Source organism: Pontibacter beigongshangensis (genome assembly GCF_014332515.1).
Classification (GTDB): domain Bacteria; phylum Bacteroidota; class Bacteroidia; order Cytophagales; family Hymenobacteraceae; genus Pontibacter; species Pontibacter beigongshangensis.
The window spans coordinates 109,986-124,904 of the sequence record NZ_VFSD01000016.1; the positions used below are offsets into that span (position 1 = coordinate 109,986).

Consider the following 14,919-nt stretch of genomic DNA (forward strand, 5'->3'; position numbering starts at 1 on the left):
GCCGATGACTAAAATTGCGCTGGTGACTGGTGCTACTTCTGGTATAGGCCGTGCCACTGCCCTGGTGCTGGCCAGGCAGGGCTATCACATCATTGCCACAGGCCGCAGAACCGAACGCCTGGAAGAACTGAAACAGGAAATAAAGGAAGTGCCCGTGCTTACCCTGGCTTTTGATGTGCGGGATAAGGAGGCGGTGCAGCAGGCCATCAGGACCTTGCCGGAAGAGTGGAAGCAGATAGAGGTACTTGTGAACAATGCTGGCAACGCACACGGCATGTCGCCCATTCAGGAAGGATCTCTTGATGACTGGGACGCCATGCTCGACATAAACGTGAAAGGCCTGCTCTACGTCACGCACGAAGTACTTCCGCTGATGATCGAGCGCAAAAAAGGCCATATCGTCAATATTGGCTCCATAGCTGGCAAAGAGGTGTACCCGAACGGCAATGTGTATTGTGCCTCTAAGTATGCGGTAGATGCGCTCTCGAAGGCCATGCGCCTTGACCTGGTGCACGAAGGCATAAAAGTATCGGAGGTGAATCCTGGCCTGGTGCAGACTGAGTTCTCCGAAGTACGGTTTAAAGGCGATAAAGAGCGCGCTGCCAGTGTATACAAAGGCATAGACCCACTCCGCGCCGAAGACATAGCCGATGTGATCGCTTTTATAGTAACACGCCCCGCCCATGTAAACATTGCCGAAGTGCTGGTACTGGCAGGTGCCCAGGCTTCCGCTACCATCGCCAGCAGAAAGTAAGCAAAACGCACTGCCGCGAGTTTCCAGCTCGTGGTGTATAGGATGGCGAGCATTCAGCTCGCGAGATAGGGCCTGCAGGCGATAGAAGTGGTGCGCGCGAGTTGAAAACTCGGTCCATTTGAAATTACGGACTGGAAGCTCGCGGCAGGACTAATGGTTTTACTGTTCTGGCCTATATATCAACCCCCTGCCAGGTTATACACTTCAATTATTTGAATGATTTAGCCCTTCCGGATGCTTACATCAGAACAGCTGCTCCACTACTCGAAGTGAGCTGTAAGGCGAAACAAGGAGAAAACCGGATTCTGCTGGTATTAGCAATCAGCAACCGAATTATTCTAATGATTTAGCCCCTCATCAACCTAAATGAACTGTTGATGCTCCTGAGGCACTTAGTTCAGGCAGTAGCGAAGGAGCCAGCCAGGCCCATCAAAAATTATGGCGGGCGGCGCATCATTTACCACAACTTTTGTTTTCTTGTCTACCTCGTAGGTGTTTCTGTATTTTGAATCTTCCAGGTACACTTTTTTGCCGAGTTTGCTTCCTTCGGCCTCTACCAGGTAACTGTGTGCCCCGACTCCTCTCTACACCCTGATATTTATTTTAGGTTTATGTTGTCCGGTAATCCTGAAATGGTCATCCCCGTTAAGCCCGAAAATCTGAATCTCCCTCGTGACGGTTGACTGGTAAATGCGATCAAATAGCAACTCCTGGTTCTCACTATCTTTTCCGAGTTTATACATGTGCACCCATACCTGGTTCTTCGACAGCACCTCCACCTCAAAAAGCTCTTTTTTGTCGGTTCTCACTACAAAAGCATGCTCCGTTACCTCTTCAAAATAAGCTGTTGCGATCTGCTGCAGCTAATCTCTTCTTGATTTTAGCTTGGATATAATGCGCTGTGCCCTAAGATAATAGGCCGTATCCGGCATTTGCCGGAACGTCTGTTCAATTACCTCATCAGGGAGAGCCAGGGGCACACCCTCAGAAGCCTTCGCGATCGAAGGCATGTACCCGGACATCGCTCTTTCTTTTATCTTTAGTCTCCGGACCGGCGTCTAATTCAGTTCCCCGTATAGTGTCGAATACAACGGTTTTTCTGCGCAAGCCTTTTACACGCGAGGTGTCCTTTATTTCATCTTCCCCACGGCCTCCCACAATTTTCACTTTTATTCCCTTGTTCACTTCGCCACTCACCTCGAATTCATCGTCCTCGGCCAGGCCATGCAGTGTTATCTGGTCGGTTTCGGAGCGGTTGTAAATGCGGTGGAAGAGCTGTTTTTTGTCGGAGCCGCGGAATACAGTTACCGAAGTCTCCTCATCGTTGAGTCGCTTCACTTCAAAAATATCTTCTTCGTCGGTACCTACCACGAGCGCCTCTTTTGCCAGGATCCTGTAAAACTCATGCGCGGCAGCAGGGAGCCTGTCTCTTCTGCTTTTCAGTTTGCTGATGGTGCTCTCACCTACCAGTTTATAGACAGAATCGGGAAACTGGCGCACCGCCTCCTCAATTACCTGGTCGGTTAGCGCTGCCTGAAGTTCTGAGGCGAGTTCTGCAAAATCGCGGGAGGTTAGCTCCGGCAGCGCCCGCTCGTCTATAAAGGAGGCGTTCATCATCAGGGCGTACACATCCTTGTACCGCACGTCAAAAGATTCGAATTTCCGGATGGCCCATTTCCTGCTAAACAGCCAGGTAATAATGCCATCGTCGAACTGGAAGAAGGCATTGTCGCGGTCTTTGGGAATGGGGCGGTACACAGTTTCTCCGTCTTCTTTATACTCGGCCCAGTTCCACTGTCCTTCGTGCCTGTCCCAGTCGTTGATCAAAAGGTCGAACAGCCGGGCTTTGGCAAATGCACGCTGGTCTATAAAATGGGAGTCTTTGTTAAAGCGTTTGTTGATCATCTTTTTGGAGGAGACCACATCTTCGGCATCGCCCAGCTCGTCGGTTATGGAGTTGCTGTCGGTATATTTCTCTTCTATCATAAAGAGCCGGTCCTGAAACTCGGCATTGTATTCGCCAAATGTAGTGTCGGAAGGCAGCACATATACCAGTTCGGGTTTGGAATGCGGAATGCCGGCCGCCTCGGCCATGCGAGGCAGTATAAATGCCCCGTAAGGGTTTATGGCAGAAGTCTGGTTCCGGATAACATTTGCCACAAACGATTTTCGCCAGATTTTTGGCAGCACCTCTACCGGGTCTTTGTCGAGAGAGCGGAGCGCGTATGAGAAACCATCCTCATCTACCAGGGTAAGGCTGGTGGTTTGCATACCGCCGCCCAGCTTTTCTATTTCCAGGCCTCCTTTTGCCTCCTTCATGTTAAAAACTTTCACTTTTACGGGAGCTGCCCACACGTCGCGGTAATGTTTGCCCCAGAAAAGGGTATGGAAGCCGCTCCGTTGGTAATGGCTGCCGGCCTGCAGGGTCACACTGTCGATAGTGCCGGGCGCAGCAGTTTTTACCTGCTGGTACTGCTCCTCACCCAGAATGGGAGTCTTGGAGAAAAAGTTTTTTTTCGCGCACCCAAACCCAAGTGTCGAAAAAAATAAGAGTAGGCAGAGTTGCCTGAAGGTATAGTTCATATAGCGTTTGTGATTCTCATTTGATGAAGTATCTAACGTAAATTAGCTATAATGTTTTCAGCCTGAAGGAGTCGGAGCTGAGGCTAGGGCTGGTTTTGCAAGCTCAGGAGGCAGGAAGTAAGACTATAGCAGGATGCGATGTAAAGGAAGGAGGCGGAGAGGCTGAAGCTGGCAGTCAGGCCAGGATCTTTTTCTATTGTAATTTATGGAGAGCGGTAAATTATTCTAATGAAAACTACCTTCCGGCAACTCTGCTGCTCCTGCTGCTGCCTAAAAGATAGCAGCAGGAGTGTATGCAGGCAATCTGAAACGCTTACACTGGCCACTCTTCCAGCCGCCAGGCGCTGTCCCAGAACATCCACTCCAGTTTGGACGCTGTTACAAATGCGTCTGTCATGGCTGTTTGCTGGGCGGGGGTGCAGGTGGTGGCCACCTCGTCGCAGATATGGAGGGCGCGCTGCACAATGGCACCAAACTCCTCTCCGGCGTAGGTGTTGATCCACTCCTGGTACGGGTTGTCGGCCACCTGCGGCTGCTGGTAGATGTAGTCGCCCACCGCTTTGTAGATCCAGAAACAGGGGAGCACTGCCGCCATGGCGATCTCTACCTGGGCAAGGGCCGCATTCGTGAGCAGGAAATGCGTGTAGTGCTGGCAGGTAGGCGATATAGCAGGTGTATCGGTGAGCCCATATTTCCGGAAGTACCCGGCATGTAAGGCACGCTCTACCACAATGGCTCCTTCGGCAAAGCGGGCAAACTCCAGCACATGCTCCGCCTGGTGTGCCCTTCCGGAGATCAGCGATAAGGCTTTCCCGAACTGTGTCAGGTACAGCGAGTCCTGGCCCAGGTAAAAGGCAAACTTCTCCTGTGGCAGTGTTCCGGCTATCAGCTCCTGAATAAAGGGCATTTCTGTTATTTGCTTGTAGGTGGTGCTGCCTGCTTCCCAGGCTGTTTTAGTCCAGCTCATATTTTTGTAGTTTCAGCGGTTGAAAAAAATGATTAAGAGGCCCGTGGCCCTGGCCTGTTTTTACATCTTTGCCCTGGTCGATGGCCTGGTGCACATAGGCTTTTGCGTTTCGGATCGCCTCCGGCACCGGCTGCCCCTGCGCCCTGAAAGCCGCCATGGCCGAAGAAAGTGTGCAGCCGGTGCCGTGGGTGTTGCTAGTTTCGATGTTATCGGATTCAAAAATCTGCTCCTGCCCGTTCTGCTGCAGAAACACGTCGTAGAGGCGTGGCCCTTCCAGGTGCCCGCCTTTGAGCAGCACCGACCGGCAACCTGTTCCGAGTATTTTGCGGGCTGCTATTTTCATATCGTCGAGGTTCTTTAACTGCATGCTGGTCAGGATTCCGGCTTCGTCCAGGTTAGGGGTTACCACCTCGGCCAACGGAAACAGCTGTCGCTTCAGTACCTCAATCGTCTCGTCCTGTATCAGGGTATCGCCGCTGGTGGCAACCATAACCGGGTCCAGAATTACGGGTACCTGGGGGTAATCCTGTAAGGCAGCCGCAATGGCCTGCACCAATTCCACGCTATGCACCATGCCTATTTTAATGGCAGCAGGCTTAATGTCGTCCATCACCGCCCGGATCTGCGCCTGCACAATGTGCGGGGGCACGCTGTGGATACCCGTTACGCCAAGCGTGTTTTGCACTGTAATGGCCGTAATGGCAGAGGTGCCAAAGCAGCCGAGGGCCGAAAAGGTTTTAAGGTCGGCTTGTATGCCGGCACCACCTCCACTGTCGGAGCCGGCAATGGTGAGCACAGCCGGGTATTTATATTTTTCCATGGGTGGTTCTGTGTTTCTCAATTTCGTTTCTTAAGGCTTCGGCAGCACGGGCCGGGTCCGGGGCAGAGCATATCGCCGATACCACGGCCAGGCAATCAGCGCCCGCCCTGATAATGGCTCCGGCATTGGCAGCACTTACCTGCCCTATGGCCACGAGGGGCTTTGAGGTTAAGGATCTGATCCTGCTGATGCCTTCCAGGCCCCATTCGGTAACGGTGTCGGTTTTAGTAGGGGTAGAGAACACTGGGCTCAGCGCCAGGTAATCGGCCAAGTCTGCGCTTGGGTGCTGCAGGTGCTCCTCGTATTCCAGGGAATAGCCTAGTATGCCGCAGGCGGTCCAGCGCTTCAGAATCTCAGCAGGTGTCATGTCGTTGTTGCCTACATGAATGCCCGCTGCGCCGCTTCGCACGGCCACTTTCAGGTTGTCGTTGATGATCAGGGGCACCTGGTAACGGTCGAGCATCTCCTTCAGGCGGAGACTTTTGGCGAGAAAGGCTTCTTCGGGTAGTTCTTTCTCGCGTAGCTGCACCAGGTCCACGCCCCCTTTCACGGCTGCCTCCACTACCGCTACCAGGTCGCGGCCCAGGCAGGCTGCTTCGTCTGTAACCAGGTAGAGGCTGTAATTAAATGGCTGCATGGTTTTGTTCCAGTTTAAGCCGTTGCATAAACACTGCTTCTGACATAGTGTAGAGCAGGTCGAGGAAGTGCAATTGTAGAGTACCCGGGCCTTCTGCTTTTTCGGCTGCCAATTCGCCTGCCACCCCCATAAGGGCCATGGCAGCAGCTGTGGCCATTAGTGGCTGATCTGCGGTTACAGCACAGCAGGCCCCGATCAGGGCACTTGCCGTACAGCCCATGCCAGTAACGCGGGCCATCAGGTTATGCCCGTTACTCAGCGACAGCCATTGTTCCCCCTGCACCATCAGGTCTATGGCTCCCGATACACAAACTACTGCCCCTGTGGTGCGGCTCAGCTCCTGTGCAGCAGCCAGCGCTTCAGTGCTTTCGTTTGTGCTGTCTACGCCTTTGGTGCCGGTACTGCTGCTGACGAGCGCCAAAATTTCAGTAGCATTTCCACGGATAACGGTTGGTTTGTGCTTTAGAAGTTCCTCCAGCACGCGGTTGCGGTAAGGGGTGGCACCTGCTCCCACAGGGTCGAGTACCCAGGGCTTGTGCAGGCTCTCGGCTTGCAAAACTGCGCGCCTCATGCTCTCCACCCAGTATTCGTCGAGCGTGCCGATGTTTATCACCAGGGCACTTGCTATGCCAACCATAGCCTCTATTTCGGAGTGGGCATGTGCCATTACCGGCGATGCTCCTGCTGCCAGCAGTGCATTGGCGCTGTTGTTCATAACCACATAGTTGGTGATATTGTGTACCAGCGGCGAATTAGTTCTAACTGCCTGTACTGTTTTCCAGAGTTGGTCCTTCATAGCTTGTAGGCTTTAAATAAAACAAGTGGCTAAGCAGGCTCCGGGTGTGGGAGAAATGAAAAGTGAGGACGACAGAAAGGGTCCTGCATGCTTTTTCCTTCGCCGGAATTACCCGGAGCAGGTTCAAAGGGTAATTTCTCAGTCCCCGAAACGGAACACCCCTAAAGCCAATGTAAATGTAAGTAAATTAGAACTATGATTCCAGTTTTTGATTTTTCTTTCCGGCGCCCAATTTTTCTAATCAAAACAGCCCTCCCGAGGTTCTGCTGCTGCTCTGTAAAGATGCTAGATGCTAGATTTTAGATAATAGATTTTTCGTCTGAATCCGGATGTCAGGCAGGTAAGCGTGAAGAGTGCGTTTCTTGATTAGATGCCGTGCTGAAAATTCATTCCCAATCGCCGCACATTCTCATCATCTCCAAATCTCCAAATCAACCATTTAACAATTAAGCTATTTAACCATCTAACAATCAATAATTAACAACCAGCAATCAAATTATCTGACCATTTTGTAGGTGCAGCACCTGGGTTACGCTTTCCGGAATTTCCTGCTGGTAGTGGGTTACGTAAATCAGGGTGGTGTTGCTTTGCTGGCAGATGGCGTCGAGGAGTTGCTTAAACTGCTGCTGCTGGTGCTGGTCCAGTCCCTGGCAGGGCTCGTCGAGGATCAGCAGGGGCGGGTTTTTAATGAGTGCCCGGGCCAGCAGGCACAGGCGCTGCGTGCTGGCCGACATATCCTTCAGCAGTTGGTGTGCCTCCTGTTCTATTTCGAGCAGGTGCATCCAGCGCAGGGCTATGGCAGCATTCGGTGCCTCACTTTTCCGGAACAGGCCCAGCGTGTCGTAGCAGCCGGATTCCACCACTTCCAGGCAGGTATTCTCATTTGGGAAATACTGGTACATCTCCGGCGACACAAAACCGATCTTTTTCCGGATGTCCCAGATGGTTTCGCCGCTTCCTCGCTTGCGGTCGAAGAGGATGAGTTTCTGGGCGTAGGATTGGGGGTTATCGCCGTTGATCAGGCTCAGCAAAGTTGTTTTACCTGCCCCGTTATGGCCCAGCAGCGCCCACCGCTCTCCCTGCCGCACATGCCAGTTTATGTTTTGCAGGATTGGCCGCTGCCCATAGGTAATATTCACCTGGTCCATTTTAACGATGGTATCGTAGGCTGCGGCTTTTTTGTGCGAGAGCAGGGCCTGCAGTTCTTCCAGGTCGGGAGCAAAGGCGGGCGTAACAGGTACACGCGCAGGATCGAAATCGGCTAGGGGGAGTTGCTCCACAATTTTTCCTTTCTCCAGAATAGCCACATGCGTGAGGGCTTCCGGCACTTCTGCAGGAGAGGTGGCCATTACTACCGTTATGCCTGAGTCGGTTATCTGCCGGATAAGCTGGTTAAACTCCGCCCGCGTCTGCACATCAAGGCCAGTGAGCGGGTTGTCGAGGAGCAGGAGGCGGGGGTGCCGCAGCAGGGCAGCCGCCAGCAAAAGCCGCTTGGTTTCGCCATTGGATAACTTAATAAGTTGCTTGTCGAGGAGGGGCTGCAGCTGAAAGGTGCTGCTGACGGTTTCGACTGTCCAGCGGCTTGCTGCCTCTGCCGGAGCCTCTATGCCGGCCAGGTAGGCAGCCACGGTGGGCGCATCTTCAGAGTCGAGGGCATGGTAACGCTGCTGGTAGTAAAACTCGGTGATGTTAGACGACAGGTTCCGGAAATTATGTTTCTGCGCCACCTCCGCCACCAGGTTGTGGTGTGTAAACACCTTGCCCTTTGGCGGATACTGCTGCAGATATTCTTCGTAGTAAACATGCTGCACGCGGCCACTCACCACATTGTATTTGCCGGCTATGGTATGGAGCAGGCTGGTTTTGCCGGAGCCGCTTTCCCCCACAATTGCCCAATGCTCCCCCTTGTTTATCCGGAACGTCAGGTTGTGGAAAAGGGTATGGTGGAGGTACTTTACAGTAATGTTATCGAGCAAAAGCACGGGGGCAGGTGTGGTAAGGGGCATGTTTCAAAAGTTAAGAATTTAAAGTTAAGAGTTAAAAGTTGATTTTTACTCTTCGGTGTCCATCAACCTTTAATTCTTAAGTTGCCAGAACGTCACCTTAATAGCATAAGCAAAAACACATTTGCGAATTATGCTAATCAAAATGCCCCTCCGGAGCTTTTTTAAGACACAAGACTCAAGACGCAGGACATAAGACACAAGACTTTTTTGTCAGAATCAAGATGATCAGGATTCCAGGATGCATAGGATTTTTTGTATTTCATATTCTTCCTGCCGCGAGCTTTCAGCTCGTGGTTTTAATTAGGCGAGTTTTCAACTCGCGCGGAACACTCTTTTAAATCTCGCTGGGCGTAGTTTCAGACTACGCCCTTTTTATTTTGGTTAGTCTGTAACTAACCTCGCTGCCAGAGCAGCGAAGAAATCTGTACGGGCAGACGCTAATCCTGAAAATCGTTAAATGCGTAGTTTTGCTTCTGTGAAGCAATGGTAGTCGGAGACTACCTGGCATAAAAAGGACGTAGTCGGAAACTACGCCCAGCATCTGATTTTTTTATGTCTGCACTGGCCATTCATCTTCAAATCCTCAAATTTCCAAATCCTCAAATTAAAAAATTAGCACATGAAACCATTAGCACATTAACAAGCTGTTCCTAGATTTCATGCAGCAGCATTTCCTGGCTCTGCTGCTTTACAGTGTCTTTTTCTTTTTTCTGCCTCTCCTGCTTTATGTTGCCCAGTCCGATAGAGAGCACGAAGTAGAATCTGTTATTGACAGCAGGCGTGTGGCGCAAGGGGTCTGTGCTGTTGTTGATGCTCCATTGTTCCTTTTTGAGGGGGACCAGGTAACCAGCCCTTACGTTGAGCAGGTAAAACGTCTGGAAAGACCAGCCCAAACCCAGGTCCAGGTTTGGCATCGTTTTGGTAAATTCTTTCGAGTTTGTATTGGTCTGCAGGTAGTCTTCAAACGACCATATCTCCTGCGGCTTTTCTTTGTACTGATAGTTGAGTCTGGTGTTTTTATAGCCTATGTAGGGGTAGAGCGAAAACTGATAATGCCATAGCAGGTCGTAGCCGAGGTTAATGGAGGTGGCCCGGTACTCTACTTCGTGCCGGAACAGGTCGTTGTCTTCTTTTCGGGTAGATTTGTTATAGGATAAATTTGTGATGATCCTGCCCGTGAAGAGCTGCACGCCATACCCTATGGAGGCTGTCGGAGGTTTCAGGTCGGGGAGGCCGTTTTTGCTCAGCGCCTGGTTCATGGCGCCGGCATCCATCACCGGGAACTCGAAGGGCAGCATCATGTAGCTGCCAAAAGCGGAACTTTTAGTAGTGTCGGCAACAGTGGTAGAATCTGACTGGGCGTGCAGCGGGAGTGCCGCAGTCAGCACGAAAGAGAGAAGAAGTAAAAAGGCAGGTTTCATACCTCTAAATTAAGAAAAGGTTTGAATTGCTGCCGGATAAAGAAGGATAATAAGAAGATTAAATTAAGAAAATAGCGTGCCTCCATTCTAAGTGACTGGTGCAGAAGGTTTAATGAAAAGAGCCAATCTGCCTCCCTGCTGCGGCCTGAGATGTGGATAGTTCATCTCCAAAAGGCCATGCAGGAAACCAGAAAAGCAGCAGTGCCTAATCTTCGTAAAACTCTACCAGCGAAGAGAAGAAACTGTGGGTCCAGCCTTCTGTTATTTCTTCGAACGCCTCGTCAGGGATGTTAGTGTGGCGGAGCTCGGCTGAGGTGCCTGCTTTGTGCGGGTGCAGCTTTAGGGTTACGATGGAGCGCTCCTGCTGGTCGCCGAAGTACCATTCCTGCATCACCATTTTATTTTCCTCAAACTCCAGGTTCCTGCCCACTATGTCGCCATCGAACCACGAGAACTCCGAGCCCGGCTCTGTCGACATCTCGGCTTTGTCGCCTGTCCAGAGCTGGAGGGTGATCGGGTTGGTGAGGGCAGCGTACACCTCTTCCGGGGAGGCAGGTATGATATAGTATTTTTTAAAATCTTTCATGTAAGTACCGGTTTAGGCAGGAGAACAACTTATTTTATTTTTTGAAAGTCCTGACGTAGAGCCGCTCCACTTTTTCGCGGGCCCAGGGCGTTTTGCGCAGAAACGTAAGGCTCGACTTAATGGTGGGGTTGTTGTTGAAGCTGTTGATGTTGATTTTATAACCCAACTCCTCCCAGCCATAAAAATCGACCAGCTGAACCAGGATCTGTTCCAGGGTAATGCCGTGCAAAGGATTGTTCTTTTGTTCTTCCATGGGTTGCGCGTATTGCTTCTGGCAGGATGACAGGCTTGGTAATAGGTTTTTTCCCGGCCGTTTGCTCACTGCCAGGGCAAAGTAACAAAAAATAGCGGCCATTTCCAGCAGCCTCAATAGCCGGAGCAATTTCTTTTAGCTGATCGGTTTATCCCGGAGAGCGGTTTTAAGTTTATTCTTCTGCTGGCGGAGCACTCTCCAGGCCTTTGTTAAAGGCGCTGATAAAGGCATGCCGCAGCACGTTAAAGATGGTGGTGGAGAGGTCGGTGTCCATCTGGGAGATGTCGCCTTTTATGGGCACCTTGGTGGCTACCTGGTCGCGGGGCTGGTTCTCGGCTGCTTCTGCAAAAAGCCCGGCTATGGCCTCCCAGGCCGCCCTGAAAAAGCCGCCTTCCTCCTTGTCTTTTTTCCAGTTGAGCACTTTTACATGCTCAAAGAAGGGTTTCATATAGCCGTCCAGTTGCCCGTCTGTCAGCTTCAGCTCGCTGTACATGTCCAGGGTGCCGCGCTCCACATCAAATTTGCCGTAGGCTTCGATAAAACTGTTCACGGCTGTCAGGTCCACTTTGGTGAGCTCCATTTTCATGTCGAAATCGGGAATTTCTTTCAGGGCGTTTGCCTTCATCTGGCCTTTCAGCTGGCCCCCGCCAATGGAGCTGCCTGTCAGGGTGATGTCTGATGGCAGTTTCTCGTTTTCCTTTTCCACATTTGCCAGGTTGTGGGCCACCAGGTGCATCTGCTCAATATAGAGGCTAATATCCGGCGAAGCGCCAAAATCAAGGTACGCGATACGCCCCTGGGTTGCCTCCAACCGATTTATTGTAATGGGCATCAGGTCTTTTACGACTTCGGTCCAGTGCTCGCGGGTCGGCTCGTTGGTGGAGTCGGCCGGGGCTTCCACAAAGTTTATCTCCGGCTGCAGCATCACTATTTCGCTCACCACTTTGCCTTTCAGCAAGGATTTCCACTCTACCGAGAGGTCGGTTTTCTTTATCTGGATAAAAGGGTATTTCGGATTTCCGTTCTCCTCAACCAGGTGCAGGCCGTCTATGGTGTACGCGCCGCGGTACAGGTGCAGGTCAATATCTTCTACATAACCGTTGTAGCCGGGGAGCTCGCTGAGCGTTTTGTTTACATAGCGTTTCACGAGGCTGGGAAGCGCCAGCCTGAACAGGAGCAGTACTACCACCACCGCTGCTACAATGGCAAACGTTTTGTTATAACGCTTTTTCATTTTCTGGTCTCTTTAACTAAACAGGCGGCATAGCCCGGTTCCTTTCACGGCAATCCCATCTTTTGTCAGTATACGAAAATGAGGGCCCGTGTTTGGTCATAAGCCGGTCAGCGTACAGGATGCACGCTACTTTTTGCTAAAAGATTCTGTAACATGGAGTAGGACATTTTTCTAATCAAAATGCCCCTCCGGAGCCTGCTGCTACTGAAAGCCCGGCAGAGAATTGCTTACGCTACAGGCAGGCAGGTCCGACTTTTTATGTAATAACATATCTCTATATATTTATTGTTACCCCATTCAGAAGTTTAACGTACTGCAATAAACTGGCTTACCTGAATCGCTTCACCTCTAAATTCTCAATTCAGCATGAACAACGAGCAACTCCGGCAAAACGTGATCTCAATTCTGGCAACCGCAAACGTGAAGGTAAACGGCCCCAACCCTTGGGACCTGCAGGTGCACGACGACCGCTTCTATGGGCGTGTACTGAGCCAGGGCACGCTGGGGCTCGGCGAATCGTATATGGACGGCTGGTGGGACTGCGACCGGCTGGATGAATTCGTTTTCAGGGCGCTGCGGGCCGATTTGTACAAAACCGTAAAGTTTGGCTGGAAAACTAAGCTGCAGATGCTGCTGGCGCTCGTGCTGAACAAGCAGTCTAAAAGCAAAGCGACCCGAAACGCCCGGCGCCACTACGACATCGGCAACAACCTGTACCAGCGCATGCTTGACAAGCGCATGGCCTACAGCTGCGGCTACTGGCAAGGAGCAGACTCCCTCGATATGGCCCAGGAAAACAAGCTCGACCTGATTTGCCGCAAAATAAACCTGCAGCCTGGTCAGCGGGTGCTCGACATTGGCTGTGGCTGGGGCAGCTTCGCTAAATTTGCCGCAGAGCGCTACGGGGCCGAAGTGGTAGGCGTCACCGTGTCGGAGAAGCAGCTAGAGCTGGGCCGCGAGATGTGCAAAGGCCTGCCCGTTGAACTACGGATGCAGGACTACCGCGATGTGCGGGAGCAGTTCGACCATATTGTGTCTGTCGGCATGGCAGAGCATGTGGGCTACCGCAACCACCGCACCTATATGCAAACGGCGGCGCGTTGCCTCAAAGACGATGGCCTGTTCCTGCTACACACCATCGGGCACCCATTCTCCAAAACCTCCGCCGATCCGTTTACAAATACCTACATTTTCCCGAATTGCCTGATTCCTTCCCTCAAACAGTTGGGGGCGGCCATGGAGCATGTTTTTGTACTGGAAGACCTGCATAACTTCGGAGCCGACTACGACCACACACTTATTGCCTGGTTCCGCAACTTCGACCAGCACTGGCCTGAACTGCAGGAAGAATACGGTGATCGCTTTTACCGCATGTGGAAGTATTACCTGCTCTCCAGCGCCGGCTCCTTCCGGGCCCGCAACAACCAGCTCTGGCAAATGGTGCTTTCTAAAAAAGGAGTTTTGGGAGGCTACCAGTCGGTTAGGTAACCTGTTCAGGATATTGCCTGACTCAGGATCTACAGGAGGAGCAGGATGTTTAGAAAACTAAATTATTCTAATGGATTTGGCCCTTCAGAGGCTTTACTGCTTCTGCTGCTCTTTAAGCCTGAGTTTTCCTATAAGGATCTTCTTCCAGTAGTTTAATGCATATGAGAGTGTTTAGAACCGGAGCATTACAACAGCGAAAAAGAAACCAGAGCCTATCTGGCCTGTTCTAATTTCTAATTTTGAATTTCTAATTTTGAATTAAAACGCAGTGCCCCCTGCCTTCCGCTGTTGATCAGTGCATTTTTCTGCTCTTTAGAGAGCCGCTTCACCTTTGGCCCTATGCCAGCCGATGAGATGGACACGGTGCGCTCCCAGTCGGCATCGGTAAGCTGGTGGCGGTTCAGGTTTTCTATGACTAGGGCGTAGAAAGCACCCACGTAGTCTGTCAGGTTGTCGATGGGATAAGGCGCTATTTCGCGGGAAGTTTTATCGTATTCCATCTGAACGTCGGAATCGATGCGGATGCCAAGGGTGTGCGGGTTTATGATGCGGCTGTTTGCTGTCCCTGTTGCTACACTGTCGAACAGCTGGATGGGAAAATTGCCGATAATGCCACCGTCTACTACAATGTCGTAACCAGCCAGGTTCTTTGATTTATTTATCACTTTCCCCGCACTGTCTATCACCACGGCCTCGAAGTACAGCGGCACCGACATGGATATCCGCACAGCGTCTTTTATTTTCATGTCGGGGTAAGTTTCCCGCGAAAACACCAGCATCTTCTGGCGGTTCAGGCTCGTCCCGGTCACGTACAGGTCTCTGTAGCCGCTCTCGTGCAATTCCTGAAAGGTAATGTCCGCATTTCTGGTTTTAGCTGCGATGATCTTCTCCAGCCATTTCAGAAACTTGTCGCCTTTGTACCAGCCGTAGCGCTTGTTCACCCGGCTGATGCCCCCGAAGAAGATGTACTGCCCGTCGTTGAACTGCTGAAACCGGGTATCGTAAATGAGGCTGGTGATCTCGTCGGCCTGGTAGCCAAGCGCCAGGGCTAAAGCAACTATCGCACCTGCCGATGTGCCGCCTACCCTCTCCACCTGCTCCAGCAGCCCCGCTTTCTCAAACTCCGAGATAAATCCGGTATAGGCCACGCCTCTTATCCCTGCTCCCTCAAACACCAGGTTTTTATACACAGTGGTCTGGGCAAAACTACCGGTAGCCAGCAGGAGCAGCAGGGGCAGCAAAAGAAGCTTTTTCATAAAAACTAATGTACAGATTTGGCCTGAATGTGAGGCTGCTGCACCAAAAAAATTAACAAAAACAGGTAAGACCTCGCAGTGTGCGCAGCTCTTGCGAGCGTCTGGAGGTTCTCCCAAG

At 51.6% G+C, this 14,919-nt stretch carries 15 protein-coding genes and 1 riboswitch; of the genes, 2 read left to right on the forward strand and 13 right to left on the reverse strand.

Annotation, left to right across the window (positions count from 1 at the left end):
• Positions 1-4 precede the first annotated feature (4 nt).
• Positions 5-754: an SDR family NAD(P)-dependent oxidoreductase gene (locus FJM74_RS14045; protein WP_187263248.1), complete on the forward strand. Its 750-nt coding sequence runs from the start codon at positions 5-7 to the stop codon at positions 752-754.
• Between the two features lie 392 nt (positions 755-1,146).
• Here FJM74_RS14045 and FJM74_RS22585 read toward each other — a convergent pair whose 3' ends face one another.
• From FJM74_RS22585 to FJM74_RS14100, 12 genes are all read right to left on the reverse strand, one after another.
• Complete coding sequence (locus tag FJM74_RS22585; protein WP_262890440.1) at positions 1,147-1,278, reverse strand: hypothetical protein; 132 nt, start codon at positions 1,276-1,278, stop codon at positions 1,147-1,149.
• Between the two features lie 60 nt (positions 1,279-1,338).
• Positions 1,339-1,563, reverse strand: coding sequence for a hypothetical protein (locus FJM74_RS14050; RefSeq protein ID WP_187263249.1), 225 nt, complete (start codon positions 1,561-1,563; stop codon positions 1,339-1,341).
• A 175-nt stretch (positions 1,564-1,738) separates the two neighbouring features.
• Positions 1,739-3,337: a hypothetical protein gene (locus tag FJM74_RS14055; RefSeq protein WP_187263250.1), complete on the reverse strand. Its 1,599-nt coding sequence runs from the start codon at positions 3,335-3,337 to the stop codon at positions 1,739-1,741.
• A 313-nt stretch (positions 3,338-3,650) separates the two neighbouring features.
• Entirely contained in the window at positions 3,651-4,304 is a 654-nt protein-coding gene (locus FJM74_RS14060) for a TenA family protein (RefSeq protein WP_187263251.1), read from the reverse strand.
• Entirely contained in the window at positions 4,291-5,124 is an 834-nt protein-coding gene (thiD, locus tag FJM74_RS14065) for a bifunctional hydroxymethylpyrimidine kinase/phosphomethylpyrimidine kinase (protein WP_187263252.1), read from the reverse strand. The genes FJM74_RS14060 and thiD overlap by 14 nt, the downstream gene beginning before the upstream one ends.
• Positions 5,111-5,761, reverse strand: coding sequence for a thiamine phosphate synthase (gene thiE / locus FJM74_RS14070; protein ID WP_187263253.1), 651 nt, complete (start codon positions 5,759-5,761; stop codon positions 5,111-5,113). Before thiE ends, thiD begins: the two co-directional genes overlap by 14 nt.
• Positions 5,748-6,557 carry a hydroxyethylthiazole kinase gene (gene thiM, locus FJM74_RS14075; RefSeq protein WP_187263254.1) on the reverse strand — a complete coding sequence of 270 codons (810 nt, stop codon included), beginning with the start codon at positions 6,555-6,557 and terminating at the stop codon, positions 5,748-5,750. Before thiM ends, thiE begins: the two co-directional genes overlap by 14 nt.
• Positions 6,558-6,634: 77 nt before the next feature.
• Positions 6,635-6,730: riboswitch (TPP riboswitch) on the reverse strand.
• Between the two features lie 318 nt (positions 6,731-7,048).
• A complete protein-coding gene (locus FJM74_RS14080; RefSeq protein WP_187263255.1) occupies positions 7,049-8,563 on the reverse strand; it encodes an ATP-binding cassette domain-containing protein in 1,515 nt (504 codons plus the stop codon).
• A 650-nt stretch (positions 8,564-9,213) separates the two neighbouring features.
• Complete coding sequence (locus FJM74_RS14085; protein ID WP_187263256.1) at positions 9,214-9,984, reverse strand: hypothetical protein; 771 nt, start codon at positions 9,982-9,984, stop codon at positions 9,214-9,216.
• Positions 9,985-10,189: 205 nt separating this feature from the next.
• Positions 10,190-10,570, reverse strand: a complete 381-nt coding sequence (locus FJM74_RS14090) for an SRPBCC domain-containing protein (RefSeq protein WP_187263257.1) — start codon at positions 10,568-10,570, stop codon at positions 10,190-10,192.
• A gap of 34 nt (positions 10,571-10,604) precedes the next feature.
• On the reverse strand, positions 10,605-10,823 hold the full coding sequence (locus tag FJM74_RS14095; RefSeq protein ID WP_187263258.1) for a VF530 family protein: 219 nt from the start codon (positions 10,821-10,823) through the stop codon (positions 10,605-10,607).
• Between the two features lie 172 nt (positions 10,824-10,995).
• A complete protein-coding gene (locus FJM74_RS14100; RefSeq protein ID WP_187263259.1) occupies positions 10,996-12,057 on the reverse strand; it encodes a DUF748 domain-containing protein in 1,062 nt (353 codons plus the stop codon).
• Between the two features lie 366 nt (positions 12,058-12,423).
• Here FJM74_RS14100 and cfa point away from each other — a divergent pair, with 366 nt between their 5' ends.
• Entirely contained in the window at positions 12,424-13,545 is a 1,122-nt protein-coding gene (cfa, locus tag FJM74_RS14105; protein WP_187263260.1) for a cyclopropane fatty acyl phospholipid synthase, read from the forward strand.
• A 233-nt stretch (positions 13,546-13,778) separates the two neighbouring features.
• Here cfa and FJM74_RS14110 read toward each other — a convergent pair whose 3' ends face one another.
• Positions 13,779-14,801, reverse strand: coding sequence for a patatin-like phospholipase family protein (locus tag FJM74_RS14110; protein ID WP_187263261.1), 1,023 nt, complete (start codon positions 14,799-14,801; stop codon positions 13,779-13,781).
• Positions 14,802-14,919: the final 118 nt, after the last annotated feature.

Bases quoted from the DNA above. Each gene is read 5' to 3' on its own strand.
- FJM74_RS14045 (WP_187263248.1), top strand. From the start codon at position 5: ATGACTAAAATTGCGCTGGTGACTGGTGCTACTTCTGGTATAGGCCGT.
- FJM74_RS14055 (WP_187263250.1), bottom strand. From the start codon at position 3,337: ATGAACTATACCTTCAGGCAACTCTGCCTACTCTTATTTTTTTCGACA.
- FJM74_RS14060 (WP_187263251.1), bottom strand. From the start codon at position 4,304: ATGAGCTGGACTAAAACAGCCTGGGAAGCAGGCAGCACCACCTACAAG.
- thiD (WP_187263252.1), bottom strand. From the start codon at position 5,124: ATGGAAAAATATAAATACCCGGCTGTGCTCACCATTGCCGGCTCCGAC.
- thiE (WP_187263253.1), bottom strand. From the start codon at position 5,761: ATGCAGCCATTTAATTACAGCCTCTACCTGGTTACAGACGAAGCAGCC.
- thiM (WP_187263254.1), bottom strand. From the start codon at position 6,557: ATGAAGGACCAACTCTGGAAAACAGTACAGGCAGTTAGAACTAATTCG.
- FJM74_RS14080 (WP_187263255.1), bottom strand. From the start codon at position 8,563: ATGCCCCTTACCACACCTGCCCCCGTGCTTTTGCTCGATAACATTACT.
- FJM74_RS14085 (WP_187263256.1), bottom strand. From the start codon at position 9,984: ATGAAACCTGCCTTTTTACTTCTTCTCTCTTTCGTGCTGACTGCGGCA.
- FJM74_RS14090 (WP_187263257.1), bottom strand. From the start codon at position 10,570: ATGAAAGATTTTAAAAAATACTATATCATACCTGCCTCCCCGGAAGAG.
- FJM74_RS14095 (WP_187263258.1), bottom strand. From the start codon at position 10,823: ATGGAAGAACAAAAGAACAATCCTTTGCACGGCATTACCCTGGAACAG.
- FJM74_RS14100 (WP_187263259.1), bottom strand. From the start codon at position 12,057: ATGAAAAAGCGTTATAACAAAACGTTTGCCATTGTAGCAGCGGTGGTG.
- cfa (WP_187263260.1), top strand. From the start codon at position 12,424: ATGAACAACGAGCAACTCCGGCAAAACGTGATCTCAATTCTGGCAACC.
- FJM74_RS14110 (WP_187263261.1), bottom strand. From the start codon at position 14,801: ATGAAAAAGCTTCTTTTGCTGCCCCTGCTGCTCCTGCTGGCTACCGGT.